The sequence below is a fragment of the Streptomyces sp. NPDC127108 genome (genome assembly GCF_042677545.1).
Lineage (GTDB): Bacteria > Actinomycetota > Actinomycetes > Streptomycetales > Streptomycetaceae > Streptomyces.
In genome coordinates, this window is record NZ_JBHXTE010000018.1 from 122,956 (window position 1) to 148,064 (window position 25,109).

General features: G+C 72.6%; 23 protein-coding genes. 15 read left to right on the forward strand and 8 right to left on the reverse strand.

Going from position 1 to position 25,109, the window contains the following annotated elements:
• Positions 1 to 53 precede the first annotated feature (53 nt).
• From ACFVHO_RS17210 to ACFVHO_RS17225, 4 genes are all read left to right on the forward strand, one after another.
• The gene (locus ACFVHO_RS17210; RefSeq protein ID WP_385714587.1) at positions 54 to 977 is read left to right on the forward strand and encodes a zinc-binding dehydrogenase; all 924 of its coding nucleotides are present in this window, start codon (positions 54 to 56) and stop codon (positions 975 to 977) included.
• The gene (locus ACFVHO_RS17215) at positions 974 to 1,981 is read left to right on the forward strand and encodes an alpha/beta hydrolase family protein (RefSeq protein WP_385714589.1); all 1,008 of its coding nucleotides are present in this window, start codon (positions 974 to 976) and stop codon (positions 1,979 to 1,981) included. Before ACFVHO_RS17210 ends, ACFVHO_RS17215 begins: the two co-directional genes overlap by 4 nt.
• Positions 1,978 to 2,724, forward strand: coding sequence for an SDR family NAD(P)-dependent oxidoreductase (locus tag ACFVHO_RS17220; RefSeq protein WP_385714592.1), 747 nt, complete (start codon positions 1,978 to 1,980; stop codon positions 2,722 to 2,724). Before ACFVHO_RS17215 ends, ACFVHO_RS17220 begins: the two co-directional genes overlap by 4 nt.
• Before the next feature lie 86 nt (positions 2,725 to 2,810).
• Entirely contained in the window at positions 2,811 to 3,323 is a 513-nt protein-coding gene (locus ACFVHO_RS17225; protein WP_385714595.1) for a PH domain-containing protein, read from the forward strand.
• Here ACFVHO_RS17225 and paaK read toward each other — a convergent pair.
• Both paaK and ACFVHO_RS17235 read right to left on the reverse strand, forming a co-directional pair.
• A complete protein-coding gene (gene paaK / locus ACFVHO_RS17230; RefSeq protein ID WP_385714597.1) occupies positions 3,292 to 4,587 on the reverse strand; it encodes a phenylacetate--CoA ligase PaaK in 1,296 nt (431 codons plus the stop codon). The two genes, ACFVHO_RS17225 and paaK, sit on opposite strands and share 32 nt — an antisense overlap.
• Before the next feature lie 264 nt (positions 4,588 to 4,851).
• A complete protein-coding gene (locus ACFVHO_RS17235; RefSeq protein ID WP_385714600.1) occupies positions 4,852 to 5,901 on the reverse strand; it encodes a glycoside hydrolase family 5 protein in 1,050 nt (349 codons plus the stop codon).
• A 215-nt stretch (positions 5,902 to 6,116) separates the two neighbouring features.
• Between ACFVHO_RS17235 and ACFVHO_RS17240 the strand changes: the two genes are divergently transcribed.
• Complete coding sequence (locus ACFVHO_RS17240) at positions 6,117 to 6,728, forward strand: chorismate mutase (protein ID WP_385714602.1); 612 nt, start codon at positions 6,117 to 6,119, stop codon at positions 6,726 to 6,728.
• Positions 6,729 to 6,799: 71 nt separating this feature from the next.
• Here the strand turns inward: ACFVHO_RS17240 and ACFVHO_RS17245 are convergent, their stop codons facing one another.
• Positions 6,800 to 8,413 carry an acyl-CoA synthetase gene (locus tag ACFVHO_RS17245; RefSeq protein ID WP_385714605.1) on the reverse strand — a complete coding sequence of 538 codons (1,614 nt, stop codon included), beginning with the start codon at positions 8,411 to 8,413 and terminating at the stop codon, positions 6,800 to 6,802.
• Between the two features lie 166 nt (positions 8,414 to 8,579).
• Here ACFVHO_RS17245 and ACFVHO_RS17250 point away from each other — a divergent pair, with 166 nt between their 5' ends.
• From ACFVHO_RS17250 to ACFVHO_RS17270, 5 genes are all read left to right on the forward strand, one after another.
• Positions 8,580 to 9,380 carry a crotonase/enoyl-CoA hydratase family protein gene (locus tag ACFVHO_RS17250; RefSeq protein ID WP_385714608.1) on the forward strand — a complete coding sequence of 267 codons (801 nt, stop codon included), beginning with the start codon at positions 8,580 to 8,582 and terminating at the stop codon, positions 9,378 to 9,380.
• A 17-nt stretch (positions 9,381 to 9,397) separates the two neighbouring features.
• Positions 9,398 to 10,354 (forward strand): Zn-ribbon domain-containing OB-fold protein, encoded by a 957-nt coding sequence (locus ACFVHO_RS17255; RefSeq protein WP_385714611.1) that lies wholly within the window; start codon positions 9,398 to 9,400, stop codon positions 10,352 to 10,354.
• The gene (locus tag ACFVHO_RS17260) at positions 10,355 to 11,422 is read left to right on the forward strand and encodes a thiolase domain-containing protein (protein WP_385714614.1); all 1,068 of its coding nucleotides are present in this window, start codon (positions 10,355 to 10,357) and stop codon (positions 11,420 to 11,422) included.
• Positions 11,419 to 12,666 (forward strand): thiolase domain-containing protein, encoded by a 1,248-nt coding sequence (locus ACFVHO_RS17265; RefSeq protein ID WP_385714616.1) that lies wholly within the window; start codon positions 11,419 to 11,421, stop codon positions 12,664 to 12,666. Before ACFVHO_RS17260 ends, ACFVHO_RS17265 begins: the two co-directional genes overlap by 4 nt.
• A gap of 114 nt (positions 12,667 to 12,780) precedes the next feature.
• A complete protein-coding gene (locus ACFVHO_RS17270; protein ID WP_030357441.1) occupies positions 12,781 to 13,026 on the forward strand; it encodes a DUF397 domain-containing protein in 246 nt (81 codons plus the stop codon).
• Between the two features lie 76 nt (positions 13,027 to 13,102).
• Here ACFVHO_RS17270 and ACFVHO_RS17275 read toward each other — a convergent pair whose 3' ends face one another.
• Positions 13,103 to 14,680, reverse strand: coding sequence for an amidohydrolase (locus ACFVHO_RS17275; RefSeq protein ID WP_385714619.1), 1,578 nt, complete (start codon positions 14,678 to 14,680; stop codon positions 13,103 to 13,105).
• A 118-nt stretch (positions 14,681 to 14,798) separates the two neighbouring features.
• Here ACFVHO_RS17275 and ACFVHO_RS17280 point away from each other — a divergent pair, with 118 nt between their 5' ends.
• Entirely contained in the window at positions 14,799 to 15,428 is a 630-nt protein-coding gene (locus tag ACFVHO_RS17280) for a hypothetical protein (RefSeq protein WP_385714621.1), read from the forward strand.
• A gap of 12 nt (positions 15,429 to 15,440) precedes the next feature.
• Here ACFVHO_RS17280 and ACFVHO_RS17285 read toward each other — a convergent pair whose 3' ends face one another.
• Positions 15,441 to 15,650 (reverse strand): MbtH family protein, encoded by a 210-nt coding sequence (locus ACFVHO_RS17285; protein WP_385714624.1) that lies wholly within the window; start codon positions 15,648 to 15,650, stop codon positions 15,441 to 15,443.
• Between the two features lie 195 nt (positions 15,651 to 15,845).
• Positions 15,846 to 16,796, reverse strand: coding sequence for a methionyl-tRNA formyltransferase (locus tag ACFVHO_RS17290; protein ID WP_385714627.1), 951 nt, complete (start codon positions 16,794 to 16,796; stop codon positions 15,846 to 15,848).
• Between the two features lie 67 nt (positions 16,797 to 16,863).
• On the opposite strand from ACFVHO_RS17290, the gene ACFVHO_RS17295 reads away from it, so the two are divergent.
• Positions 16,864 to 18,261, forward strand: coding sequence for a lysine N(6)-hydroxylase/L-ornithine N(5)-oxygenase family protein (locus ACFVHO_RS17295; RefSeq protein WP_385714630.1), 1,398 nt, complete (start codon positions 16,864 to 16,866; stop codon positions 18,259 to 18,261).
• An 18-nt stretch (positions 18,262 to 18,279) separates the two neighbouring features.
• Here the strand turns inward: ACFVHO_RS17295 and ACFVHO_RS17300 are convergent, their stop codons facing one another.
• Positions 18,280 to 19,005, reverse strand: a complete 726-nt coding sequence (locus tag ACFVHO_RS17300; RefSeq protein WP_385714633.1) for a leucine-rich repeat domain-containing protein — start codon at positions 19,003 to 19,005, stop codon at positions 18,280 to 18,282.
• Positions 19,006 to 19,056: 51 nt separating this feature from the next.
• Between ACFVHO_RS17300 and ACFVHO_RS17305 the strand changes: the two genes are divergently transcribed.
• The 3 genes from ACFVHO_RS17305 (at position 19,057) to ACFVHO_RS17315 (ending at position 22,810) form a co-directional block, all read left to right on the forward strand.
• Positions 19,057 to 19,695: a CGNR zinc finger domain-containing protein gene (locus ACFVHO_RS17305; protein ID WP_385714636.1), complete on the forward strand. Its 639-nt coding sequence runs from the start codon at positions 19,057 to 19,059 to the stop codon at positions 19,693 to 19,695.
• 92 nt (positions 19,696 to 19,787) lie between these two features.
• Positions 19,788 to 20,288 (forward strand): hypothetical protein, encoded by a 501-nt coding sequence (locus ACFVHO_RS17310; protein ID WP_289954534.1) that lies wholly within the window; start codon positions 19,788 to 19,790, stop codon positions 20,286 to 20,288.
• A gap of 140 nt (positions 20,289 to 20,428) precedes the next feature.
• Positions 20,429 to 22,810 (forward strand): glycoside hydrolase N-terminal domain-containing protein, encoded by a 2,382-nt coding sequence (locus ACFVHO_RS17315; protein ID WP_385714639.1) that lies wholly within the window; start codon positions 20,429 to 20,431, stop codon positions 22,808 to 22,810.
• A gap of 91 nt (positions 22,811 to 22,901) precedes the next feature.
• Here the strand turns inward: ACFVHO_RS17315 and ACFVHO_RS17320 are convergent, their stop codons facing one another.
• The gene (locus ACFVHO_RS17320) at positions 22,902 to 24,890 is read right to left on the reverse strand and encodes an N-acetylmuramoyl-L-alanine amidase (protein WP_385714642.1); all 1,989 of its coding nucleotides are present in this window, start codon (positions 24,888 to 24,890) and stop codon (positions 22,902 to 22,904) included.
• Between the last annotated feature and the right edge of the window lie 219 nt (positions 24,891 to 25,109).

A 25,109-nucleotide genomic window follows, 5' to 3' on the forward strand; every position in this document is an offset into this window, starting at 1 on the left:
CTTTCCGGTCCGTTGTTGGATCACCGGGCGGCCGCCGGGATTGCATCGTCCGCATGCGAAGACTGATTCCCACGGGGGAGGCGACGCGTCCGGTGGAGTTCACCGACGTCCCCCAGCCCACCCCGCAAGCCCATGAGGCGCTGATCAAGGTCGAGGCGTTCGCGCCGAACCGGGGCGAGACCTTCCTCCTGGAGCGGCCCGCCCCGGGGCTGCTGCCCGGCAAGGACGTCGCGGGGCTCGTCGTCCAGGCCGCCGCCGACGGCTCCGGCCCCGGCGTCGGCGCCCGCGTGGCCGGGCATCCGCCCCAGGGCGGCTGGGCCGAGTACGCCGCCGTCCCGACCCACTCCCTCGCCGTGCTCCCGGACGGGATCGACAGCGTCCGGGCCGCGGCCCTGCCCCTGGCGGGCATCACCGCCCTGCGCCTGCTGCGCGCGGCGGGCTCCCTGGCCGGCCGACGGGTGCTGCTGACCGGCGCCTCGGGCGGCGTCGGCCACTACGCCACCGAGCTGGCCGCCGCGGCCGGGGCGGACCTCACCGTGGTGACGGCCACCCCGGAGCGCGGAAGGCGGCTCGCCGAGCTGGGCGCGGCCGAGGTGGTGCACGAGGTCGCGGCGGCTCGGGGGCCGTTCGACGTCGTCCTGGAGTCCACGGGCGGCCCGCAGCTCCCGATCGCCCTGTCCAAGGCGCGCCCGGGCGGCCTGCTCATCTGGTTCGGCCAGGCGAGCCGCACCCCGGTCACCCTGGACTTCTTCGACGTCCTCGGCGGCCCGGCGGGCGTCACGATCCAGCACTTCCACTACGCGGGCGCCCCCTACGGCCCCGACCTCGCCGCGCTGGTGCGCCTCGTGGAACAGGAGCGGCTGCACCCCGAGATCGGCCGGGTCGCCGACTGGGCCCAGGCCGCCGACACCCTGGTCGACCTGCGCGAGCGCCGCATACGCGGCAAGGCCGTCCTCACGACAGGAGCCGCCCGATGAGCGCCCCCGAGTTCTCCGCCGCCGACTTCGCCGCCGCCCAGTGGAGCCGCGCCACCGGCGCGGGCCTCGACCCGCACGCCTACCAGCGCGTCACCGGGGACCTGGAGTCCGTGGCCGACTGGGGCCCGGCTTTCGACCGCGCCGGACGCGACCACCTCCGGCGCGTGGCGGACGCGGGGTCCCCGCTGTCGGCGGGGGAGGAGCTGCTGACGGCGGCGCGGTGGTTCCACGTCGCCACGCTGGCCCCGTTCGCCGGGGCCGACCGGGCCGCGGCCGCTGCGGACGACGCGCTCGGGCGGGCGCTCACCCTCCTTGAGCCCGGGGCCCGGCGCGTGCGCGGCGCGGAATTCACCGGCTGGCTGCGCGGCCCCGCGGACGCGGCGGGGACCGTGATCGTCGTTCCCGGTCTGGACTCGGCCAAGGAGGAGTTCCTCGACCTCGTGTCCGCGCTCCTGGCCCGCGGTCTCGCGGTGTTCGCGATGGACGGCCCCGGGCAGGGCGTGCTCGCCGCCACGACGACCGTGCGCGCGGACTACCACCAGGTCGTCGGCCGTGTCGTCGACGCCCTCGGCGTCCCGCGCGTCGCCGTCGTCGGCCTCAGCCTGGGCGGCTACTACGCGGCCGAGAGCGCGGCACGGGAGCCGCGCGTGGCCGCCGCCGCGACCGTCAGCGGCCCCTTCCGCCTGGACTGGGACGAGCTGCCGCAGCCCGTACGGGACATCCTGACCCGGCGTGCCGGATCGGCCGAGGCCGCCCGTGCGTTCGCCCGCCAGGTGGACCTCTCCGCCCTGGCACCGCGCATCACGGCCCCGCTCCTTGCCGTGGACGGCGGCCAGGACGTCATCCCCGGCGTGACGAACGGGGAGCCGCTGGCCCGCCTCGCGCCGAACGGAACCCATCTGTCCGTTCCGCACGGCGATCACCTCCTGGGCAACGCACGCCCCGACTGGCTGCCCCAGGTCGCGGACTGGATCACCCGAGCACTCACAGGAGCACCGGCATGAACCGCTTCACCGGAAAGACCGCCCTCATCACCGGGGGCACCAGCGGCATGGGGCTCGCGACCGCGCACCGCCTCGTCGCCGAAGGAGCCCACGTCGTCGTCACCGGCCGCACCCGCGCCCGGGTGGACGCGGCCGTCGAGGCACTCGGCCCGAACGCCTCGGGCGCCGTGGCCGACGCCGCCGAACTCGGCGCGGTGGACGCCCTGATGGACACCGTCAGGGACCGGCACGGCCACCTCGACAGCCTCTTCGTGAACGCGGGCACCGGCACGTTCCTGCCGTTCGAGGACATCACCGAGGCGGACTTCGACCATGCCGTCGACGTCAACCTCAAGGGCGTGTTCTTCACCGTCCAGAAGGCGCTGCCCCTGCTCGTGGACGGAGGCTCGATCGTCATCAACGCGTCCTGGACCCTGCACCGGGGAAACAGCGTCCTCACCCTGTACTCGGCGACGAAGGCCGCCGCGCACAACCTGGCCCGGACCCTCGCCGCCGGACTCGCCCCGCGCGGCATCCGCGTCAACTCCGTCAGCCCCGGATACATCGACACCCCCATGTACCCCGCCGCCTCCCTGAGCGACGCGGAAGCGGCGGCGGTGACCGGCCGGATCGTCACCGGCCGCTTCGGCCGCCCCGAGGAGGTCGCGGCGGCCGTCGCGTTCCTCGCCTCGTCCGACGCGTCCTACGTCAACGGCCAGGACCTGATCGTCGACGGAGGGCTGGTCGGGGCCGTACCGGCCTGACGGCGCTACCGCGGCCCAGGGCATCGAGGCGATCGACGACTGACCTGGCGGCCGCCGGGTGCGGATCGGCGAATTACCATGAACCGGTGGAAACAGTTCGAATAGCGCTCCCTCGGCGCCGACGCCGCTCCCTGCACCTCGGCCTGGCGGTGGTCACGCTCACCCTGGGGCTCATCGCTCTGTTCGTGCTTCCCGGCGCCTACGCGCACTCGACGAGCAGCGGCCGGACGGCCACGGCCGTGCTGGCCGGGATCTGGCTGCCGACCGCCTTCTACGTGGTGAACCGCGCGTCCGGCACGACCACGCTCACCCCTGAGGGGCTGCGGCTCAGGACGGCGGTGAGCCGGCGGCTGATCCCGTGGCACACGGTCACCCGCATAGAGGCGGAGCGACGCACCGGCCGTGGCGGTGTCCGCTGGTACGTCGCCCGGGCGCACCTGGTCCGCGGTCGCCCCGTCGTTCTGCCCGGCGCGCTTGCCGAGGGCCGTCAGGACGAGGCGTTCCGGGCGAGCCTGGAGGCGCTCGACCGGTACTGGGAACGCACCCGTCCCCCGGCGGAAGGCGTCCTCACTTCCCCCGCAGATCCACGATCCGCTTGAACTTCCCCACCGAACGTTCGATGGTCTCGGGGTCCACGACCTCCACGGAGACCGTGACGCCGATCCCTTCCTTGACCGCCGAGGAGATCTCCCGCGCCGCCGTGACCCGCCGCCCGGGCGGGGTGTCCGCGCGGGCCTCCACGCACACCGTGAGGGCGTCCATGCGGCCCTCCTTCGTCAGCCGCAGCTGGAAGTGCGGGGCGAGCCCGGGGGTGCGCAGGACGATCTCCTCGATCTGGGTCGGGAAGAGGTTCACGCCCCGCAGGATCACCATGTCGTCGCTGCGCCCGGTGACCTTCTCCATGCGCCGGAACACCCGGGCCGTGCCGGGCAGGAGCCGCGTCAGGTCCCGGGTGCGGTACCGGATGACGGGCAGCGCCTCCTTGGTGAGGGAGGTGAAGACCAGCTCGCCGTGCTCGCCGTCCGGCAGCACCTCGCCGGTGATCGGGTCGACGACCTCCGGGTAGAAGTGGTCCTCCCAGATGTGCAGGCCGTCCTTGGTCTCCACGCACTCCTGGGCGACACCGGGCCCGATCACCTCCGAAAGCCCGTATATGTCGACGGCGTCGATCGCGAACCGCTCCTCGATCTCGCGCCGCATCTCCTCCGTCCACGGCTCCGCGCCGAAGATGCCGACCTGGAGGGAGGTGGTGCGCGGGTCGATGCCCTGGCGCTCGAACTCCTCCAGGAGGGTGAGCATGTACGACGGCGTCACCATGATGATCTCGGGCCGGAAGTCGAGGATGAGCTGCACCTGGCGCGCGGTCATGCCGCCGGATGCGGGGATCACGGTGCAGCCGAGCCGCTCCGCGCCGTAGTGCGCGCCGAGCCCGCCCGTGAAGAGGCCGTACCCGTACGCCACGTGCACCTTCTGCCCCGGCCGGCCGCCCGCGGCCCGGATGGACCGCGCCACGACATCGGCCCACATGCTCAGGTCCTGCTCGGTGTAGCCGACGACGGTGGGGCGTCCGGTGGTGCCGCTGGACGCGTGCAGCCGCCGCAGCTCGGACTGCTCCACGGCGAGCATCCCGAAGGGGTAGTTGGCCCGCAGGTCCGCCTTCGTGGTGAACGGGAACCGGGCGAGGTCGGCGAGCGTGTGGCAGTCGTCGGGGCCGAGCCCCGCCGCGTCGAACGCCGCCCGGTAGAAGGGCACGTTCTCGTAGGCGTGCAGCAGCGTGTCCTGCAGCCGGTCCAGCTGCAGCGCCTCCAGCTCCGCGCGGCCGAGCCGCTCTCCCGCGTCCAGCAGTGCCGGTGTGCGCGCCATCTGGAGTACCCCCGTCCCACGCCGGGCGACCGGCCCTCGGCCGATCTTGTGTCGGGGTCAGTTATTCAAGGTTTCATGGCTTCTGGCAAGGGTTTCGTACGAGGTGGCGTGGGCGGTGTCGCGGCGCGTCGCGACGGGCGGGTGGCTCCCGGGACAGGGGTGGCGTTCCGGTTCTCGCGGGCACGGATCGGGGACGGGCATTCGTGCGGGTGGTGCCGGGGACCGGCGCGGTCGGCGGACGCTGCGCGCCGGTCCCCGCCGTGCTCAGAAATCGTCCGCGGTGCGCATCCGCTCGCGTATCCAGACACCGGCCGGTTTGAGCGGGGCCGTGCCGGTCCAGGGGCCGCCCTTGTCGCAGGTGCCGGTCTTGAAGACGGCGCCGGAGCGGTTGTCGTCGGAGAAGTTCCAGTTGACCCAGCTGATCTTCTTCGAGGCCATCAGGTCCAGGTACTTCTGCGACATGGCGAAGTCGTTGGCGTCCTCGCCCGCGTAGTTCTGGGTGCCGAACTCCGTGACGAAGACGGGGAGCTTGGCGGAGGCGCGGGAGAGGGTGTTCAGGTACTCGTCGCGGTGCGAGGCGGCGTAGAAGTGGAAGGTGTACATGATGTTGGCCGCGTTCACCGGATTGTTGACGACCTCGGACTCGTTCGCGCCCTCCGAGACGCCGAACGACGACCAGGCGCGGGTGCCGACGAGCACCGGGGCGTTGGAGTCGATGTTCCTGATCACCGGGATGATCTGCTCGGCGTAGGACTTGATGCGCGACCAGCTCACGCCGCTGGGTTCGTTGGCGATCTCGTACAGGACGTTGCTCTTGCCCTGGTGCCGCTTGGCGATCTCGGTGAAGAAGGTCTTGGCCCGGGAGAGGTTGGAGTTCGGGTCGCCGGGGCTGAGCATGTGCCAGTCGACGATCACGTACATGCCGCGCGCGGAGGCCTGCTCGATCAGCGAGTGCGCGAGATCGGTGTACTTCTTGGGGTCGGTCTCGTACCCGCCTTCCTGTACGTAGGTGGAGACGCGCAGGACATCGGCGTTCCAGTCGCCGGAGAGGGCGTCCAGCGAGCCGTTCGTCAGACAGTGCGCGTACCACTGGGTGCCGTGGCTGCTCATGCCACGCAGCTGGATGGCCTTGCCGTTCTGGTTGCAGAGCTTGGTGCCGCACACGGTGAGCTGGCCGTTCGCGGCGACCGGGGTCGGCGCGGCGGCGCGTGGCGCGGCGGGGTCCGAAGCGGTAGCGGCGGCCGGTGGGGCGGCGGACGCGAGGCCGGCGACGAGTGCTGCGGCGAGAGCGGTGGCCAGACGGGCTGGTCTCATGGGGACTCCAAGCCGTAGAAGGTTAGGAACCTTTCCTAACCAAGGAATAGCAAAGAGCCGGTACGCCTCACAAGGTGCATGACAAGGGATCCTTCAGCGGGCTGATCGGTGGGTCAACCCGCTGAACCGGAATGGCGGCCCTAGGATAGCCGTCTCCACGGGTGCCGTCCCGGTGCCCGTCCGCTCAACGGCCGCCGTCAGCAAGGGGACTTCTCGTGCGCGTTGCCTCATCCGTCGGACGTCTGCTCGCTGCCGGGGGAGTCGCTGCGGCGCTGCTCTTGGGCGGGGGCACGGCGATCGCCGCGCCCGCCGTGCCCGACGCGCGGGCCGCCGCCTCCACCGGCCCGTACGCGCAACTGCGCCCGCTCTCCGACCTCTCCGCACGTCGCCTCGCCACCGCCGACCTCGTCGCCGCGGCCAAGTACGGCACGGGCAGCCCCATCGACGACCCTGCGCGCGAGCGGCAGGTCCTGGACGCCGTGGCGCGGCAGGCGGAGCAGATCGGCGCGGACCCCGAGGCGACCGTGCGGATCTTCCGGGACCAGATCGAGGCCAACAAGGTCGTGCAGCGCGCCCTGCACCGGCGGTGGGACGCCGATCCCGCGTCGGCCCCGACCGAGCGGCCCGACCTGGCGAAGGTGCGCGAGGAGATCAACCGCGTCAACGGCGAACTGGTCCACGCCATCGCCGCGTCCGAGCCCGCCCGCGCCGCCCCGTACTGCCACGGTCTGCTCGCCGCGGCCACCGCCCAGGTGCGGCACGAGCGGCGCCTCGACGCGCTGCACACGGTGGCGCTGGTGCGGGCGTCGCGGTCGGTGTGCGGCTGAGGAGTCGGGCGTGCGGGGCCTGCGGCTGAGGGGCCGGGCGGGCGGGCCCTGCGGCTGAGCGGTCGTGGGGGCTAGGCCCCGGCCGCCACTGCCCGCGCCCAGCGGTAGTCCGCCTTCCCGCTCGGTGAGCGCTGGATGTGGTCGGTGAAGACCACCGCCCGCGGGATCTTGTACCCGGCGAGGTGCGTGCGGCAGTGGGTCTGGAGGGCTGACAGGTCCAATCGGTCGGCGCCGTCGCGGAGTTGGACGACGGCGGCGACCCGGTTGCCCCAGCGTTCGTCCGGCACTCCGGCGACCAGTGCGTCATAGACGTCGGGGTGCGACTTGAGGGCCTGCTCGACCTCCTCCGGGTAGACCTTCTCGCCGCCCGTGTTGATGCACTGCGAGCCGCGGCCAAGGACCGTCACGATGCCGTCCGCGTCGACCGTCGCCATGTCGCCGAGCAGCACCCAGCGTTCGTCGCCGCGCTGGAAGAAGGTCTCGGCGGTCTTGCGGGCGTCGTTGTAGTAGCCGAGCGGTACGTGGCCGCGCTGGGCGATGCGTCCGGGCTCGCCGGGCGCCACCGGGGCGTAGGTCGCCGGATCCACCACCTGGGTGCGGGAGTTGACCCGGAGCCGGAAGCCCTTCTCGGGGCCGGAGTCGTCCGTCGCGGTGCCGTTGAAGCCGGACTCGGACGAGCCGAAGTTGTTGAGGAGCATCACGTTCGGGGCGAGCGCGGCGAACTGGGCGCGGACCGTCTCCGACATGATCGCGCCGGAGGAGGAGACGCTGAAGAGGGCCGAGAGGTCGGTGCCCGCCAGCGGGCCGTTCAGGGCGTCGATGAGGGGGCGCAGCATCGCGTCGCCCACCAGGGACACGCTGGTGACCTTCTCCTTCGCGATGGTGCGCAGGACCTCTTCGGGGGCGAACTTGCGGTGGATGACCAGGCGTTGGCCGAAGTGGAAGCAGATGAAGGCGGTGAGCGTGGACGTTCCGTGCATCAGGGGCGGGGTGGGGAAGAAGGTGATGCCGTCGCCCCCGGCCGCGACCCGCTCGGCGACCTCCTGCGGGCTCGTCACCGGCTCGCCGGTGGGGGCGCCGCCGCCGAGCCCCGAGAAGAACAGGTCCTCCTGGCGCCACATCACGCCCTTGGGCATGCCCGTGGTGCCGCCGGTGTAGATGATGAACAGGTCGTCCGCCGAGCGCTCGGGGAACCCGCGCTCGGGCGACCCGGACGCCTCCGCCTCCGCGAACGCCACGGCGTCCGGGCCCGGTGCGCCGGGCGGCGCCTCACCGACCCGGATCAGATGCCGCAGCTTCCGCGCGCGCGGCAGCGCTGCGGCCACCCGCTCGCCGAACTCCGTGTCGAAGACCAGCGCGGCCAGATCCGCGTCCTGATACAGATACGCCAACTCCTCCTCGACGTAGCGGTAGTTGACGTTCACCGGCACGATCCGCGCCTTCAGGCAGGCCAGGACCGTCTGGAGGTACTCGACGCCGTTGTAGAGGTGCAGGCCCAGGTGCTCGCCGGGCTTGATCCCCTGGTCCATCAGGTGGTGGGCGAGGCGGTTGGCGGCCGCGTCCAGCTCCGCGTAGGTGAGACCGCGCTCCGCGCCCGTGCCGGGGTGGTCGATGTAGAGGAGCGCCGCGCGGTCCGGCACCACGTCCACGACCGACTCGAACAGGTCGGCAAGGTTGTACTCCACCGCTCCTCCTGACCCCGACGCCATCCCGTGTGGCGGTCATGAGAGCAGAGCCGCGCACAAGTGGGAAGGGCCCGCGTAGAAGAAAACTGACTACCTGTCAGAAAACTCTTGAACTGGCACCCCACCTCCTGCAACCTGTTCCAGGTCTGAAGACGGGAGGACGGCTATGGGTGGCACGGAACATCTCTCCGTACAGCGCGAAGGCGCCACGCTGATACTCACGCTCAACCGGCCGGAGGCCAGGAACGCGCTCTCGCTGCCGATGCTGGTCGGCCTGTACGACGGGTGGCTGGCCGCCGACGAGGACGACGACGTGCGCTCGGTCGTGCTCACCGGCGCGGGCGGTGCGTTCTGCGCGGGCATGGACCTGAAGGCCCTCGCGGGCGGGCAGATGGCGGGCGAGGAGTACCGGGACCGGCTCAAGGCCGACCCCGATCTGCACTGGAAGGCCATGCTGCGCCACCACCGCCCCCGCAAACCCGTGCTCGCCGCCGTCGAGGGCGCCTGCGTGGCTGGCGGCACCGAGATCCTCCAGGGCACCGACATCCGCGTCGCGGGCGAGTCCGCGACCTTCGGGCTCTTCGAGGTCAAGCGGGGGCTCTTCCCCATCGGCGGCTCCACGGTGCGCCTGCAGCGCCAGATCCCGCGCGCCCACGCCCTGGAGATGCTGCTCACCGGCCGCGCCTACTCGGCCGCGGAGGCCGCCGCCGTCGGCCTGATCGGCCATGTCGTACCCGACGGCACCGCCCTGGAGAAGGCCCTCGCCATCGCCGAGCGCATCAACGCCTGCGGGCCGCTGGCCGTCGAGGCCGTGAAGGCCTCGGTGTACGAGACCGCCGACATGACGGAGGCCGACGGTCTCGCGGCCGAACTGAAGCGCGGCTGGCCGGTGTTCGACACCGCCGACGCGAAGGAGGGCGCCCGCGCCTTCGCCGAGAAGCGCCCGCCCGTCTACCGCCGCGCCTGACCCGAGGAGCCAGCCCCGTGACCGAAGTCCTCAGCGCACCCCTGGTCGTCGAGTTCCCCTTCACCCGCTCCCTCGGCCCCGTCCAGTCGGCCTTCCTCACCGGCCTGCGCGAGCGCACCGTGCTCGGCGTGCGCACCGCCGACGGCAAGGTCCTGGTGCCGCCCGTCGAGTACGACCCGGCGACCGCGGCGGAGCTGCGCGACCTGGTCGAGGTCGCCCCCACCGGCACCGTCACCACCTGGGCCTGGAACCCCGAGCCCCGCCGCGGCCAGCCCCTGACCACCCCCTTCGCCTGGGTCCTGGTCCGCCTCGACGGCGCCGACACCGCCCTGCTGCAGGCCCTCGACGCCCCGGCCCCGGACGCCGTGCGCACCGGCATGCGCGTCCGCGTCCGCTGGGCCGCCGAACGCACCGGCGCCATCACGGACATCGCCTGCTTCGAGCCGTACGACGAAGTGACGGAGCATCAAGCCACGCGGCACACGGGTGAGTTCGCGGGCGAGGCCGTCACCGGGATCGTGGCGCACGCCCGGCTCGACTACACCTACAGCCCCGGGCGCGCCCAGTCCCAGTACATCCAGGCCCTGTCCGGGCGCAGGACCGTCGGCGAGCGCTGCCCGTCCTGCCGCAAGGTGTACGTGCCACCGCGCGGGGCCTGTCCCACCTGCGGCGTCGCGACCACCGAGCAGGTGGAGGTCGGGCCGCGCGGCACCGTCACCACGTTCTGCATCGTCAACATCAAGGCGAAGAATCTCGACATCGAAGTGCCCTACGTCTACGCGCACATCGCCCTCGACGGCGCCGACCTCGCCCTGCACGCCCGGATCGCGGGCATCCCCTACGACCAGGTCCGGATGGGCCTGCGGGTCGAACCCGTGTGGGCCGACTCCGTGGCGGACAGCCGCTACCCCGACCACTACCGGCCCACCGGCGAGCCCGACGCGGACTACGACACGTACAAGGAGCTGGTGTAGATGGCACCCGTCGCGCGCGGGGCGCGGGACGTCGCGATCGTCGCCTTCGGGCAGAGCGACCACCGGCGAAGGACCGACGAGCTGTCCGAGGTCGAGCTGCTCATGCCCGTCCTGCACGAGGTCCTCGCCGCCACCGGCCTGAAGACCGGCGACATCGGCTTCACCTGCTCCGGCTCGTCGGACTACCTCGCCGGGCGCGCCTTCTCCTTCACGATGGCACTCGACGGCGTCGGCGCCTGGCCGCCGATCTCCGAGTCGCACGTGGAGATGGACGGCGCCTGGGCGCTGTACGAGGCGTGGGTGAAGCTCCAGACCGGCGAGTGCGACACCGCGCTCGTCTACTCCTACGGCAAGTCGTCGCCCGGATCGGTGCGCGACGTCCTGACCCGTCAGCTCGACCCGTACTACGTGGCGCCGCTGTGGCCGGACGCCGTCGCGCTCGCGGCCCTCCAGGCGCGGGCGCTGATCGACACGGGCGAGACCGACGAGACCGCCCTGGCCGGGGTCGCGACCCGCAGCCGCACCGCCGCGCGCGCCAACCCCCACGCACAGCTGAAGGGTTCGGTGCCGCACGGCGACTACGTCGTCCGTCCGCTGCGCACCGGCGACTGCCCGCCGGTCGGCGACGGCGCCGCCGCCGTCGTGCTCGCCGCGGGGGAGCGGGCCCGGGAGCTGTGCGAGCGTCCCGCGTGGATCCGCGGCATCGACCACCGCATCGAAGCGCACAGCCTCGGCGTGCGCGACCTCACGGACTCGGCCTCCACGCGGCTCGCCGCCGAGCGCGCCGGTGCCTTCGAACGGCCCGTCGACACCGCCGAGTTGCACGCGCCGTTCAGCTCGCAGGAGGTCGTGCTGCGCAAGGCGCTGCGTCTGGACGAGAAGGTCACGGTCAACCCGTCGGGCGGCGCCCTCGCCGCCAACCCGGTCATGGCCGCCGGGCTCATCCGGCTCGGCGAGGCCGCGGCCCGCATCCACCGCGGCGCGTCCGAGCGGGCTCTCGCCCACGCCACCTCGGGCCCCTGTCTGCAACAGAACCTGGTCGCCGTCCTGGAAGGAGATCCGCGATGAGCGACGCGTCAGCGCCCACGAGGGCGACGGGGGCTGTGAGTTCGGCGGGTTCGGCCGGTTCTACGAGTTCGGCGGGTTCGGCGAAGGAGCCGGTCGCCGTCGTCGGGATCGGGCAGACCAAGCACGTCGCCGCGCGCCGGGACGTGTCGATCGCGGGCCTGGTCCGCGAGGCCGCACAACGCGCGCTGCTTGACGCCGAGTTGACGTGGGCCGACATCGACGCCGTCGTGATCGGCAAGGCGCCCGACTTCTTCGAGGGCGTGATGATGCCCGAGCTGTACCTCGCCGACGCGCTCGGCGCCGTCGGCAAGCCCATGCTGCGCGTCCACACCGCGGGCTCGGTCGGCGGCTCCACCGCGCTCGTCGCCGCGAACCTCGTCGCGGGCCGCGTCCACGGCACCGTCCTCACCCTGGCCTTCGAAAAGCAGTCGGAATCCAACGCGATGTGGGGCCTGTCGCTGCCGGTGCCGTTCCAGCAGCCGCTGCTCGCGGGCGCGGGCGGCTTCTTCGCTCCGCACATCCGCGCGTACATGCGGCGCACCGGCGCCCCCGACGCGATCGGCTCGCTCGTCGCGTACAAGGACCGGCGCAACGCCCTCAAGAACCCCTACGCGCATCTGCACGAGCACGACATCACCCTGGAGAAGGTGCAGTCGGCGCCGATGCTCTGGGACCCCGTCCGCTACTCCGAGACCTGCCCCTCGTCCGACGGCGCCTGCGCGATGGTCCTCACCGACCGCGCGGGCGCGGCCCGTGCCCCCAGGCCGCCCGCCTGGGTGCATGGCGGCGCGATGCGCAGCGAGCCCACCATGTTCGCGGGCAAGGACTTCGTGTCGCCGCGGGCGGGGAAGGACTGCGCGGCCGACGTCTACCGGCAGGCGGGCATCGCCGACCCGCGCCGCGAGATCGACGCGGTCGAGATGTACGTGCCGTTCTCCTGGTACGAGCCGATGTGGCTGGAGAACCTGGGCTTCGCGGCGGAGGGCGAGGGGTGGAAGCTCACCGAGTCCGGAGTGACGGAACTGGACGGTGACCTTCCGGTGAACATGTCGGGCGGCGTCCTGTCCACCAACCCGATCGGGGCGTCCGGGATGATCCGCTTCGCCGAGGCCGCGCTCCAGGTGCGCGGACAGGCCGGTGAGCACCAAGTGGCCGGTGCCCGCACGGCACTTGGGCACGCCTACGGAGGGGGCTCGCAGTTCTTCGCCATGTGGCTGGTCGGCGCGGAGCCGCCCACGACGTGACGCGGGCCCGAGGGGCGCGAATCGGCCCGTCTCCGTGGCCTGTGCCGCGGCCTGTGCTGCGCCGGAGGTGAAAGCTAGGCTGGCGGCGGACGACGCATCGGGAGGAGCACGCACGTGGCCGACAGCACCATCACCCAGCAGCATCCGCTCGCGGGTTGGGACAAGCCGGACCTCGACCTCAGCAGCGCCGAATGGCGGTCGAGCAGCGAAGGCCGCGGTGACGTGGAGATCGCCTTCGTGGAGGGGTTCATCGCGATGCGCAACGGCGGCCGGCCGGAGAGCCCGTCCCTGATCTTCACGCCCGCCGAGTGGGGCGCGTTCGTGCACGGTGCCCGTGAGGGGCGCTTCGACCTGACGTAGGACGCGCGGTGGCGCGCGTGCGCCGCGACGGCCCGTGGCCCCGGTCTCCCGCCTGCGGGAGACCGGGGCCACGGAGTCAGGCGGCGGGCGCGTCCAGGTCGTCCTCGCCCTCGACGAAGGTGCCGAGCACCTCGATGTCCCCGATCCGCCCCGGCTCCACCTGCCTCGGGTCGTCGCCGAGGACGACCAGGTCGGCGCGCTTGCCCGGCGTGATGCTGCCCGCGCTGTCCTCCCAGTGGCAGGCGTACGCCGCGTCGATCGTGTACGCGCGCAGCGCCGCGTCCACGTCGATGGCCTCGTCGGGGCCGATGGCCCGCCCTGATGAAGAGGCCCGCTCGACCATGAACTGGATGGCCCGCAGCGGCGCCCCGTCGGCCACGGGCCGGTCCGAACTGCCCACCAGCCGCACCCCGTGGTCGAGGAAGCCCCGGGCCCGGTACATCCACGGCGCCCGCTCCGCACCCATGATCGTGGCGTAGTCGTCGCCGAAGTACCGCAGGAAGCTGGGCTGGACGACGGCCGTGACGCCGAGATCGGCGAACCGGCGCAGCTGGTCGGGGCGCACCAGGCCCGCGTGCTCCACGCGGTGGCGGGCCTCGGGCCGGGGCAGGGAGCGCTGGGCAGCATCGAGGCCGTCCAGGGCGACGTCGACCGCGCGGTCCCCGATCGCGTGCACGGCGAGCTGCCAGCCCGCGCGGTGACCCGCCACGATGGTGTCCTTGAGCAGGTCGGGGGCCATCTGGAGCTGGCCGTTCGACTCGCTGCCCACATAGGGGTCGGTGAGCGCCGCGGTCCGCGCCATCATGCCGCCGTCGGTGAACACCTTCAGGGCGCCGAGGGAGAGCCCGCCGTCGCCGAAGCCCGTGCGCAGACCGAGCCCGAAGGCGCGGGTCGTGGTGTCCGCGCGCGCCGCCTCGACCGGGCGCAGCGCGTCCGCGGCCACCATCAGCTGCACCCGCACCGGCAACCTGCCCGACTCGTGGGCGAGTTGGTACGCCGCGGCCTCGATCGGGCTGTGTGCGAACAGCTCGCTGCCGATGCCCGCCTCCGCGACCGCCGTCACGCCCTCGGACCGGCACACGCGGGCCGCGTGCTCGATGGCGTCGGCCAGTTCGCCGAGCGCGTGCGGCGGCCGCAGCCGCAGCACCGCGCCCATGTCCTCCTCCGCGAGGAACCCGTCCGAGCCCGCGACATGCGCCGGGAGCAGGTCCAGGATCGCCGTGTTGACCAGGCACGCGTGCCCCGAGATGTGCCCCAGGTACACCTTGCGCCCGGCGCTCACGGCGTCGAGTTCCTTGGCGGTGAGGGGCCGGTCCAACTCGCGCTGGTCGTAGTCGGCCAAGGTCACCCAGCCGTCACCGGGGGCCGCCGCGACGGCGTCGGCGACCACCTTGAGGACGTCGTCGACACGGCTGCTGGGCGCCACGCTCGGCGCCTTGGCCCTCAGGCCCGCCCACACGAGATGCACGTGGCTGTCGATGAAGCCGGGCAGCACGGTCGCGCCGCCGAGGTCCAGGACGCGGCGGGCCGGGAGTCCCGCCACGTCGGAGTCGAGGCCCACGATCCGCCCCCGCCAGATGCCGAGTTCGCGGGCGGTGGGACGGTCCGGGTCCATCGTGACGACGCGGGCGTTGGTGATCCTGGTGCAGAGCACGTACAGATCCCTTCGAGGCAGCGGGGTGTCGGGTCCGGTCTTCGTCCGTACGGGATTCCGACGGGCTATTGTTCTATTGTTAGGTGAGGCTAGCCTAAGTTGCTTTGGTGGTGAGTTGGTGGAAGACGAACGGGTGGAGCGGCGGGCGGCCGCTGTCAACCGCCTTGAGGCCTGGGCCGATGGTGTGGTCGCGGGCCTCGACGCGCAAGAAGATATCGATCGTTCCTTATTGCAGGCGCTGCGGGTGGACCCGAGCCTGCGCGCGGAGACCGCCGTGCGCAGGGCCGACGCGCTGCGCGCGGCGGCGCTCGGCCTCGGTCCTGCGGGCTGCGCCGCGGCGGCCGGGGTGACGGAGCGGCTGCTGCTCAACTGGCAGGCCCAGGACCCCTCGTTCGCGGAAGCCATGGCGGCGGCGACCCTCATGGCGGCGAGCGAGCGCGAGCAGGGGCGCCCGATGGCGACCCCGGCGGGGCCGGGCGCGGCGGCGCTCCGGGTCGTCCTGCGGGCCGTGCGCGACGGGGTCGCCCAACCGTCGGCCGCCGTGCTCGGCGGCTGGTCCGAGCGGTCCTTCCTGCGGCTGCGCCGACGCAGCCCGGAGGTCGCGGCGCTCCTTGCCGCCGCCCGCCGCGCCCGGGCCCGGGCGCGCAGGACGGAGCGGCGCGGGGTGCCCGGGGGCGGGCGGGGGTACCGCCTGGTGCGGGTCGACGACGGGCCGCTGGCGCATGCGCGGGGAGCGGGGGAGTCGTGAGGCGGGGGTGCGTCAGCCGCGCGTGGACTCGCGCAGGCTCCTGGGGCGCAGATCGGTCCAGTTGGCCTCGACGTGGTCCAGGCAGGACTGCCGGTCGGCCGGGCCGTGGGCGACGGTCCAGCCGGCTGGTACCTCGGCGAACTCGGGCCACAGGCTGTGCTGGCCCTCGTCGTTGACGAGCACGGAGAACCGGCCGTCGGCGTCGTCGAAGGGGTTGCTCATCTGCGGTCTCTCCTCGGTGTCGGTGCTCCGGAGGTCGGTGTGAGCGGTCCGGAGATCGGCACTATGTTAAGGCAAGGCTTGCCTAAGTGAAGGGGTGGCCTGGAGGAGGTGGGGGGAGGGGTGGTGCGGGTGGGGCCAGGCTGGGCCGGATCAGGTGAAATCGCGCCAGATCGGATCAGGGTTGATCGGGCCCGGTCAGGACGGGTGAGCCGTCAGATATCCGCCCATCGTGCGGAAGTAGTCCGTCGCCGCGTGCTCCGCCCCGTCCTCCGTCCGCACCCGCTTGACCGCGAGTCCGTGGCGGCGGCCCGTGCGCGCGTCGGCACCGGCGACGATGACGACCGCGTCGCCCTCGCGGATGAAGACGCGCCCGGGAGTGCCGCCGTACCGGCCCTTGGAGACCGCCGCCTCCACGATCCGCAGCGGCTTCCCGCGGTGGTGCGTGAAGGCGTTCGGGTACGGATCGCACTGGGCGCGGACGAGCCGGTCCAGGTCCTCGGCCGGCCAGGTCCAGTCGATGCGGCTGTCCTCCAGGGCGCGTTTGTGGAAGAAGCTGGCCCGGGACCGGTCCTGCGGCGTCCACACCGCCGTGCCCGAGGCGATCAGGTCGAGCGACTCGCGGACGATCGGCGCGATCAGGTCGACCGTCGCGCGGAACAGGTCCGCCGCGGTGTCCCGCGGGCCGACGGGCACCGCGCGCTGGATCAGGACGTCGCCCATGTCCAGTTCGGCGTCCATGCGGTGGGCGGTGACGCCGACTTCGGGCTCGCCGTTGATGAGGGCCCAGATCAGCGGGGAGAAGCCGGCGTAGGTCGGCAGGAGCGAGTCGTGTACGTTCAGCGTGCCGTGCCGGGGCAGGTCGAAGATCTGCGGGGGCAGCCAGGTGCGCCAGTTGTTGGCGACGATGAGGTCCGGTTCGGCCGACTTGAGGGTTTTGAGGAGTTCGGGGTCTCCGGGGCGGTTGCGCAGCAGCACGGGCACGTCGTGCTTCGCGGCCAGGTCGGCGACCGAGTCGTCCCAGATCTTCTCGTACGCGTGGTCGCTTCTGGGGTGCGTGACGACGAGGGCCACGTCGTGCTCGGAGTCGAGAAGAGCCTGCAGTGTGCGGTGGCCCCACGTCTGATAGCCGAACATGACGACCCGCATGTGAATCCTCCTCAGACATTGCAAGGTAAGGCTAACCTTATCTAACATGTGCCTGCTTAGGGAGGCGATGACGCGGGTGAACACTCTGCACAGCGAACAGGATTCGACGTACGGCGGCACGGAGCCGGCAAGCGGCGGCACGGGCTCGGCACACGGGGGACCGGAAGTGACGTACGACGTCCTGGGGATCGGCTTCGGGCCGTCCAACCTCGCCCTTGCCATCGCGGTCGAGGAGCACAACGCGCGGGCCGCCGAAGGCGACCGGATACGCGCCGGATTCCTGGAGAAGCAGCCGCGGTTCGGCTGGCACCGGGGCATGCTCATCGATGACGCGACGATGCAGGTGTCCTTCCTGAAGGACCTCGTCACCATGCGGGACCCGAAGAGCAGCTACAGCTTCCTGTGCTACCTGCAGGAGCGCGACCGGCTCGTGGACTTCCTCAACCAGAAGACCCTCTTCCCGCTGCGCATCGAGTTCCACGACTACCTGGAGTGGGCCGCGGGCCGGGTCGCCGGGCTCGTGGAGTACTCCTGCGAGGTCGTGGCCGTGAAGCCGGTGACCGAGAACGGCGAGGTCGTCGCCTTCGACGTGGTCAGCCGCGACCCGCGCGACCCGGGGCGGAAGGTCGTGCGCCGGGCCCGCGGCCTCTGCGTCGCCACCGGCATGGAGCCCCATCTGCCGCCCAGCGCCGCGCGCTCCGAACGGGTCTTCCACAACAGTGAGTTGATCCCGCGGGTCGGCGCGCTCCTGGAGGCGGGCACCCCGGTGCGCCGCGCCGTCGTCCTCGGTGCGGGCCAGAGCGCCGCCGAGAGCGTGGACTACCTCCACCGGCACTTCCCCGACGCCGAGATCTGCTCGGTGTTCGCGAAGTACGGCTACACGCCCGCCGACGACAGCCCGTTCGCCAACCGGATCTTCGACCCGGAGGCCGTGGACATCTTCTACAACGCGCCGCCGGAGGTGAAGCAGTCCCTCTTCGACTACCACCGCGGCACCAACTACTCGGTGGTCGACATGGACCTCATCGAGTCGCTCTCGCGCACCATGTACCAGGAGAAGGTGCAGGGACGCCAGCGCATGCGGATGCTCAACGTCTCCCGCATCCGTGAGATCGAGGCCCACGACGACGGCCTGCGCGTGGGCATCGAGTTCCTGCCCACCGCCGAACGCGACGTCCTGGACGCCGACCTCCTGGTGTGCGCGACGGGCTACCAGCCGCGCGGCATCGACGAGCGCATGGGCGAGCTGGGCAAGCTGTGCCGCCGCGACGACGAGGACGCCCTCGTCGTCGGACGCGACCACCGCGTGGCCACGCACACCAACGTCGCCGCCGACATCTACCTCCAGGGCGGCACGGAGCACACCCACGGCCTGACCTCGACGCTCCTGTCCAACACGGCGGTCAGGGCGGGCGAGATCCGCGCCTCGCTGATCGAGCGCCGCCGCGGTTCCGCGCAGGGCTAGCGCGGGGATGGCGCAGGACTAGCGCAGCACCACGCAGCCCCGCGCGCGCAGGGCCGCAAGGGTGTCCTCGCCGCCTCGCACGTCGTTCCAGCGCAGATCCAGCTTCTCCAGGGACGGCAACGCGGCCAGCCAGTGCGGCACTTCGCGCAGACGGTTGGCCCGCAGGTCGAGGCGGCGCAGGAGCGGAAGGGCGCGCACGGCGTCCGGCACGGTCTCGAACGCGTTCTCCCGCAGCTCCAGTTCGCGGAGTTCGCCGAGGTGGCGTACGCCGTCGGGGAGCGTGGTCAGCTCGTTGCCGCGCAGCCACAGCTCGCGCAGTCGACGCAGGCCGCCGAGCGTGGCGGGCAGCGCGGTGAGCCGGTTGTGCTGGGCGCGCAGCTCGACGAGGGACGCCATGCGGCCGAGCGCGTCGGGCAGGGCGGTGAGCCGGTTCTCGCCCACGTTCAGGTAGGCGAGCCGGTCCAGGCCGCCCAGCTCTTCGGGCAGGGCGGTCAGGCGGTTGTCGTGCAGATAGAGGAAGCCGGTCAGCGCGGGCAGGCCCCCGAGCTCCGGCGGGACCTCGGTCAGCAGGTTGTGGCCGAGGTCCAGGGTGTGCAGGGCCGGGAGGGCGGCGACGCGGGCGGGCAGGTGCGTGAGCGCGTTGTCGGCGAGGAGCAGGGACTCGACGCGGGGGTGGTCCCACACCGCTTCGGGCACGGCGTCGAGTCCGGCGCGCCAGTAGTCGAGCACGGTCCCTGCGGTCACCGCGAGCCACCCCTCCCGTTAATGGTTGCCGGGGAACCTATCATTAGCTCCATGCCTGCCGCGCCCGAGCCGTCCGCACCGGCCGTCACCCTCCTCACCCTCGACCTCACCGCCACCATCCGCCACGACGGCCACGGCGGTGTCGCCGACGACCTCGACACGCCGGACGGCCTCACCGCCTGGGTCCGCGCCCACGCGACAGCGCTGCCCGGAGCCCTCGCCGCCCGCCACTTCCGGGCCGACGAGAGCGCGCTGGAAGCGGTACGGGGGGTGCGTGCCGCCGTCCGCGCGCTGTTCGCACACGCCGTGCGTCCGGGAGCGCCGAGCCCCGCCGACGCCCGGCGGCTGCTGCCGCTCGGCCAGGCCGTGACCAGGCTCAACGAGGCCGCCGCCCGGGTGCCCACCGTGCCCGTGCTGAGCTGGCCGCGCGGCGCGGCCCCCGTCGTCCGTGACGAGCCGGTCGACCGGGCGGAGACCGTCGCGCGCGCCGACCTCCTGAGCGCCGCCCTCGCCCGCGCCGCGCTCACCTTCCTCACCGGGCCCGACCGGGAGCGCCTGCGCGCCTGCCACGCGCCCCGCTGCGTGCGGTACTTCCTGAAGGACCACCCGCGCCAGGAGTGGTGCAAACCCGCGTGCGGCAACCGTGCCCGGGTGGCCCGCCACCACGAGCGCAACCGGGACCAGGCCTGAGCCGGGCCCGGCCGGGGACCACACCCTCACCGGCGCTTTCCCGGCGCCGCCCCCGGGCCGGGGTGGGCGCGCCGGACACGTACCATTGCGACATGTCCTTCCTCCGCCGCCGCAGCTCCGCCACTCCCGCGGGCCCGGACTTCGATGTCCTGGCCATGGACCCGGGTGACTGGCCCGGCAATCTCGGCGCCGGCCTGCTGCCGGCCCCCGACGGCAGCTGTCAGGGCGTCTTCCTGCGCTACGACCTGTTCGGCGGCCGCGGTCCCGCGATGGTCATCGGCAATCTGCCGGAGGGCTCCCCGGCCCGCGAGCTGGCCGACGGCGAGGTGCCCTTCGAGGTGGCCCAGCTGCTGCTCGCGTTGGAGAACGACGAGGAGGTCACCGTCGTCGCCAGCGAGGACGTGCCGGTGATGCAGGGCGACAACCTCCTGATCGTGCGCCGCCTGCGGCTGTCCGAAAGCCGCGTGTCCTGCGTGCAGTTCGACCGCAGCGACAACGTTCTGGTGACCATCGCGGCCTGGGACCGCCCGATCACCGACGACCTGTACGCACTCCTGAAGCCGCTGCCCGCGGAGCTGTTCCAGCAGGGCTGAGAGCCCCGGAGGCCGCGCGCCGCCCGAAGGGCGGCCGAAGCCCGCCGCCCCGAAGTCCAAGTGTCCGCCCACTCCGTCCAAGGAGTGGGTTTGTCATGTGCCTTGTCAGGCGAGTCATCGGACTTTTAGCGTGACGGCCCATGAGGCCACAGTTCCTGGAGTCCATCCGGCAAGGCATCACTCGAAGAGCCACCCTTCAGTCGGCCGTAGGGGCGGGAGCCGCCCTGGCCCTCGGCGGACCGGCGTCCGAGGGCGTCGCGGCCACCGGCGATTCTCCCCAGTCATCCGATGACCTGAGGCTCTGGTACCGGGCCCCGGCCGCCGACTGGGAACGGGAGGCGCTGCCCATCGGCGGCGGGGCCCTGTGCGCCATGGTCTTCGGATCCCTCGCCAGTGAGCGGCTGCAGCTCAACGAGAAGACGCTGTGGACCGGCGGCCCCGGCGCCGAGGGCGGCTACGACCACGGCAACTGGCGAGCGTCCCGCCCCGACGCCCTCGCCACCGTCCGCAAGGACCTCGACGACCGCGGCCGACTCGCCCCGGACGCCGTCGCCGCCGCGCTCGGCCAGCCCCGGCGCGGTTACGGTGCCCACCAGACCCTGGGCGACCTGCGCATCGACGTCGCGGGCACGCCGGACGCCCCCGACGCCTCGTACCGTCGCGCCCTGGACCTGCGTCAAGCCGTCGCCGACGTCACGTACACACACCAAGGCGTCCGCCACACCCGGGAGTTCTTCGCCTCCCACCCCGACGCCGTGATCGTCGGACGGCTCGGCGCGGACCGCCCCGGAGCCGTCACCTGCACCCTGCGCACCACCTCGCCGCGCACCGACGTCACCACCGAGGCCGACGGCGACCGCATCACCGTACGCGGTCAACTCGCCGACAACGGCCTGAAGTTCGAGACCCAGATCCGGGTCGCCCACCGGGGCGGGACGCTCGCCGCGGGCGCCGACGGCAGCCTCACGGTCACCGGCGCCGACCAGGTGTGGTTCGTGCTCGCGGCCGCCACCGACTACGCCGACACCTTTCCGCGCTACCGCGGCGACGACCCGCACCGGACCGTCACGCGCGCCGTCGACGCCGCGCTCGCCCGCGGCCACGAGGAGCTGCGCGCCCGCCACGTGCGCGACCACCGGGCCCTGTTCGACCGCGTCACCCTGGACCTGGGCGCGGGACCGGCCCCGGACGTCCCCACCGACCGGCTTCTGAAGGAGTACGGCACCGCGCCCGCCGCCGACCGGGCCCTCGAAGCGCTGTTCTTCCAGTACGGGCGCTACCTCCTCATCGCCTCCTCCCGCCCCGGCTCGCTGCCCGCCAACCTCCAGGGCGGCTGGAACCACAGCACCGCCCCGCCGTGGTCGGCCGACTACCACGTCAACATCAACCTCCAGATGAACTACTGGCCGGCCGAGGCCGCCAACCTGGCCGAGACCACCGCCCCCTACGACCGCTTCGTCGAGGCCCTGCGCGCGCCCGGGCGGCGCACCGCGCGGGAGATGTTCGGGGCGCCCGGCTGGGTGGTGCACAACGAGACCAACCCCTACGGCTTCACCGGCGTGCACGACTGGGCGACCGCGTTCTGGTTCCCCGAGGCCGCCGCCTGGCTCACCGCGCAGCTCTACGAGCACTACCGCTTCGGCGGGTCCACGCACTATCTGCGGCACACCGCCTACCCGGTCATGAAGGAAGCCGCGGAGTTCTGGCTCGATCAGCTGCGCACCGACCCGCGTGACAACACCCTCGTCGTCACGCCCAGCTACTCACCGGAGCACGGGGACTTCACCGTCGGCGCCGCCATGTCGCAGCAGATCGTGCACGACCTGCTCACCAACACCCTTCAGGCCGCCCGCGTCCTCGGCGACGACCCCGCCTTCCGCACCCGTCTGGAACAGACCCTGGAGCGGCTCGACCCAGGCCTGCGCGTCGGCTCCTGGGGACAGCTCCAGGAGTGGAAGGACGACCTCGACGACCCGGGCGACGACCACCGGCACGTCTCCCACCTCTACGCCCTGCACCCCGGACGGCAGATCCGGCCCGGCAGCAAGTGGGCCGAGGCCGCCGAGGCCTCCCTGAAGGCACGCGGCGACGGCGGCACCGGCTGGTCCAAGGCCTGGAAGATCAACTTCTGGGCTCGGCTCCGCGACGGCGACCACGCCCACAAGATGCTCGGCGAACAGCTCAAGTCGTCCACGCTGCCCAACCTCTGGGACACCCACCCGCCGTTCCAGATCGACGGCAACTTCGGCGCCACGTCCGGGATCGTCGAGATGCTGCTGCAGAGCCAGCACGACGCCATCGAGGTGCTGCCCGCCCTGCCCGCGAGCTGGCCCGACGGATCGGTGCGGGGCCTGCGCGCACGCGGCGGCGCCACCGTCGACATCACCTGGGCCGACGGTCGCGCCACCCATGTCGTCGTGCACGCCTCGCGCACCCGCGAACTGACCGTGCGCTGCGCCCTGGTGCCGGGCGGCGAGCGCACCTTCAAGGCGGTGGCGGGCCGCCGCTACGACTTCCGCTAGCCGTACGCGGACGACGTCGGGCCCGGAGCCTGCCCCCACGCAGGTCCGGGCCCGACGAGTTCACACGGTCACGCCGTCGTGCCTGATGGCGTCACGATCCGGACGGCACCACCTTCACGTCGGCGGCGCGCACGAACGCCACCCGGTGGCCGAACTGGATCTCGTAGTACATGTCCTTGCCGCGCACCACGCGGTGCGGGGCGAGGTCGAACGTCGGTGAGAAGAAGTACTCGCCGGGGAGCTTGTCGCCGACCGCGTACTTCTGGCCGGAGAGCAGCTTGTACGGCAGCGGCGACACGGCCTGCACCGGCACCCCGGCCGGGTAGGCCTCCTTCTCCGGGTAGGCGCGGCCGTACACCGGGACGTCGCTCACGCCGTCCTTCGGCGTCAGGACCCAGCCGCGCGCGTCGACGGCCGTCGGCTGCTTCGCCGGGTTCTTGAACCAGGCCTTCTGGCCGAGGTACCAGACGGCCGTCCAGTCGCCCTGGCGGTCGGCGACCGCGTACTGCTGGCCGGTCGACAGGCGCGAGCCCATGTCGTTGACGTCGATCGTCGACGGCTCACCGCCCGGACGCAGACCGATGTCCTGGATGAGCGGGGCGTCCTCGCGGGGCTCGGTGTACACGCGCACCGCGCTGGAGCCGTGCGGCACGCACTTCTCGCCCGGCTTGGCGCAGCCCGTGAACTCCGGCTGGTTCTTGCTGAACTCGGGCGCCACCGTGACCAGGCCGCCCTTGGGGCCCGCCGTGCGGTGCAGCGGCTTGCCGAGCAGCTTGAAGTAGTGCTGCCAGTCCCAGTACGGGCCGGGGTCGGTGTGCATGCCGCGGATCGTCGCCGCCGTCGTGCCCGGCACCGTGTCGTGGCCGAGGATGTGCTGGCGGTCCAGCGGGATGCCGTAGCGCTTGGCGAGGTACTTCACCAGGCGCGCCGACGAGCGGTACATCGCCTCCGTGTACCAGGTGTCGGGCGCCGTCAGGAAGCCCTCGTGCTCCAGGCCGACCGACTTGGCGTTGACGTACCAGTTGCCCGCGTGCCAGGCGACGTCCTTGGTCCGCACGTGCTGGGCGACATGGCCGTCGGAGGAGCGCAGGGTGTAGTGCCAGGACACGTACGTCGGGTCCTGCACCATCTTGAGGACGCCCTCCCAGGTGCCCTCGGTGTCGTGCACGACGATGTACTTGATGCCCTGGCTCTTGGGCCGGTCGGCCTTGTCGTGGTTGCCGTAGTCGCCGTCGCCGAACTCCTCGTACGGCGCGGGGATCCACTCGCACGCGAGCGTCTTCGGACAGTCCGTCGCGGCCGCGTCGGCCTTGCGCAGCCCCATGCCGCGCAACTGGGCGGCCTCCGGGGCGAGCCCGGGCCGGGCGGCGAGGGTCACGCGCTGGCCCGCGTCGGTGGTGCGCCGCTGGCCGTCGCGGATCACCGCGAACACGTCGTTGGCGTACGTGGCCGCGCTCGCCCGGTCGTCGGCTCCCGAGAAGCGCGCGATGGCCCCGTACCAGTCGGCCGGGTCGGCGCTGAGCGGCTTGCCGAGCCGCTTCTGCGCGGCGGCGAGCAGGGCCGCGCCGCCCCGGACGTTCGCCGCCGCGTCCTCGCGCAGCCGCTCCGCGGGCAGCCCGCTGAGCTTCGCGGCCCGCTTCAGGGTCTTGAAGCGGGCCGGCAGCTGGGCCTCCGTCGGCGGCTTCGCCTCGGGCCGCAGCGTGGCCCGAGACGTGTCCCCGCGCGGGTCCTCCGCGCCGTCGCCGTGGTGCGGGGCGGAGGCGAGCGCGGTGCGGGCGTCGGTGAGGTGCATCGGGCCGTAGCCGCCGGTGACGCTGGGGGCGCCGCCGTGCGCGTCCCAGCGGGACTGGAGGTAGGACACGCCGAGCAGCACGCTCTGCGGTACGTCGTACTCGGCGGCCGCCGCCGCGAAGGCGCGCTGCAGGCTCTCGGGCCCGGCGGCCGACGCGGGCCGGGACGCGGAGGACGACGGTGCGGCGCCGAGCAGGGGCACCAGCAGGGCGGCCGACGCGAGAGCGCCCGCCGCCCTGGCGGCACGTCTGCGCGTGGGCGGGACGGATGCGGTGACGGATCCTCGCAAGGCAGCCTCCTGGGACTTCCGGGCCGAAGCGGCGTGACGGGGCGTGCGGGGCCGGGCGTGCGTCAGTGGTACCGGCTCGCCGACGATCCGTCAATCATGCCCAGGAGAAGGGATTTCCCATGTCAGCGCCGGTCTGGCGTGTTTTCGCCATGGGTTTTCGCCACGGGCGGTGTCATCGCCTGCGGTGCGTCAGTGGAGTGGACCAAAGGTCGAACGGGC

Coding starts and splice junctions, on each gene's coding strand:
- ACFVHO_RS17295 (WP_385714630.1), top strand. CDS start 16,864: ATGACGCGGGTGAACACTCTGCACAGCGAACAGGATTCGACGTACGGC.
- ACFVHO_RS17250 (WP_385714608.1), top strand. CDS start 8,580: ATGGGTGGCACGGAACATCTCTCCGTACAGCGCGAAGGCGCCACGCTG.
- paaK (WP_385714597.1), bottom strand. CDS start 4,587: ATGGCGCGCACACCGGCACTGCTGGACGCGGGAGAGCGGCTCGGCCGC.
- ACFVHO_RS17290 (WP_385714627.1), bottom strand. CDS start 16,796: ATGCGGGTCGTCATGTTCGGCTATCAGACGTGGGGCCACCGCACACTG.
- ACFVHO_RS17260 (WP_385714614.1), top strand. CDS start 10,355: ATGGCACCCGTCGCGCGCGGGGCGCGGGACGTCGCGATCGTCGCCTTC.
- ACFVHO_RS17305 (WP_385714636.1), top strand. CDS start 19,057: ATGCCTGCCGCGCCCGAGCCGTCCGCACCGGCCGTCACCCTCCTCACC.
- ACFVHO_RS17315 (WP_385714639.1), top strand. CDS start 20,429: ATGAGGCCACAGTTCCTGGAGTCCATCCGGCAAGGCATCACTCGAAGA.
- ACFVHO_RS17220 (WP_385714592.1), top strand. CDS start 1,978: ATGAACCGCTTCACCGGAAAGACCGCCCTCATCACCGGGGGCACCAGC.
- ACFVHO_RS17285 (WP_385714624.1), bottom strand. CDS start 15,650: ATGAGCAACCCCTTCGACGACGCCGACGGCCGGTTCTCCGTGCTCGTC.
- ACFVHO_RS17265 (WP_385714616.1), top strand. CDS start 11,419: ATGAGCGACGCGTCAGCGCCCACGAGGGCGACGGGGGCTGTGAGTTCG.
- ACFVHO_RS17235 (WP_385714600.1), bottom strand. CDS start 5,901: ATGAGACCAGCCCGTCTGGCCACCGCTCTCGCCGCAGCACTCGTCGCC.
- ACFVHO_RS17210 (WP_385714587.1), top strand. CDS start 54: ATGCGAAGACTGATTCCCACGGGGGAGGCGACGCGTCCGGTGGAGTTC.
- ACFVHO_RS17310 (WP_289954534.1), top strand. CDS start 19,788: ATGTCCTTCCTCCGCCGCCGCAGCTCCGCCACTCCCGCGGGCCCGGAC.
- ACFVHO_RS17215 (WP_385714589.1), top strand. CDS start 974: ATGAGCGCCCCCGAGTTCTCCGCCGCCGACTTCGCCGCCGCCCAGTGG.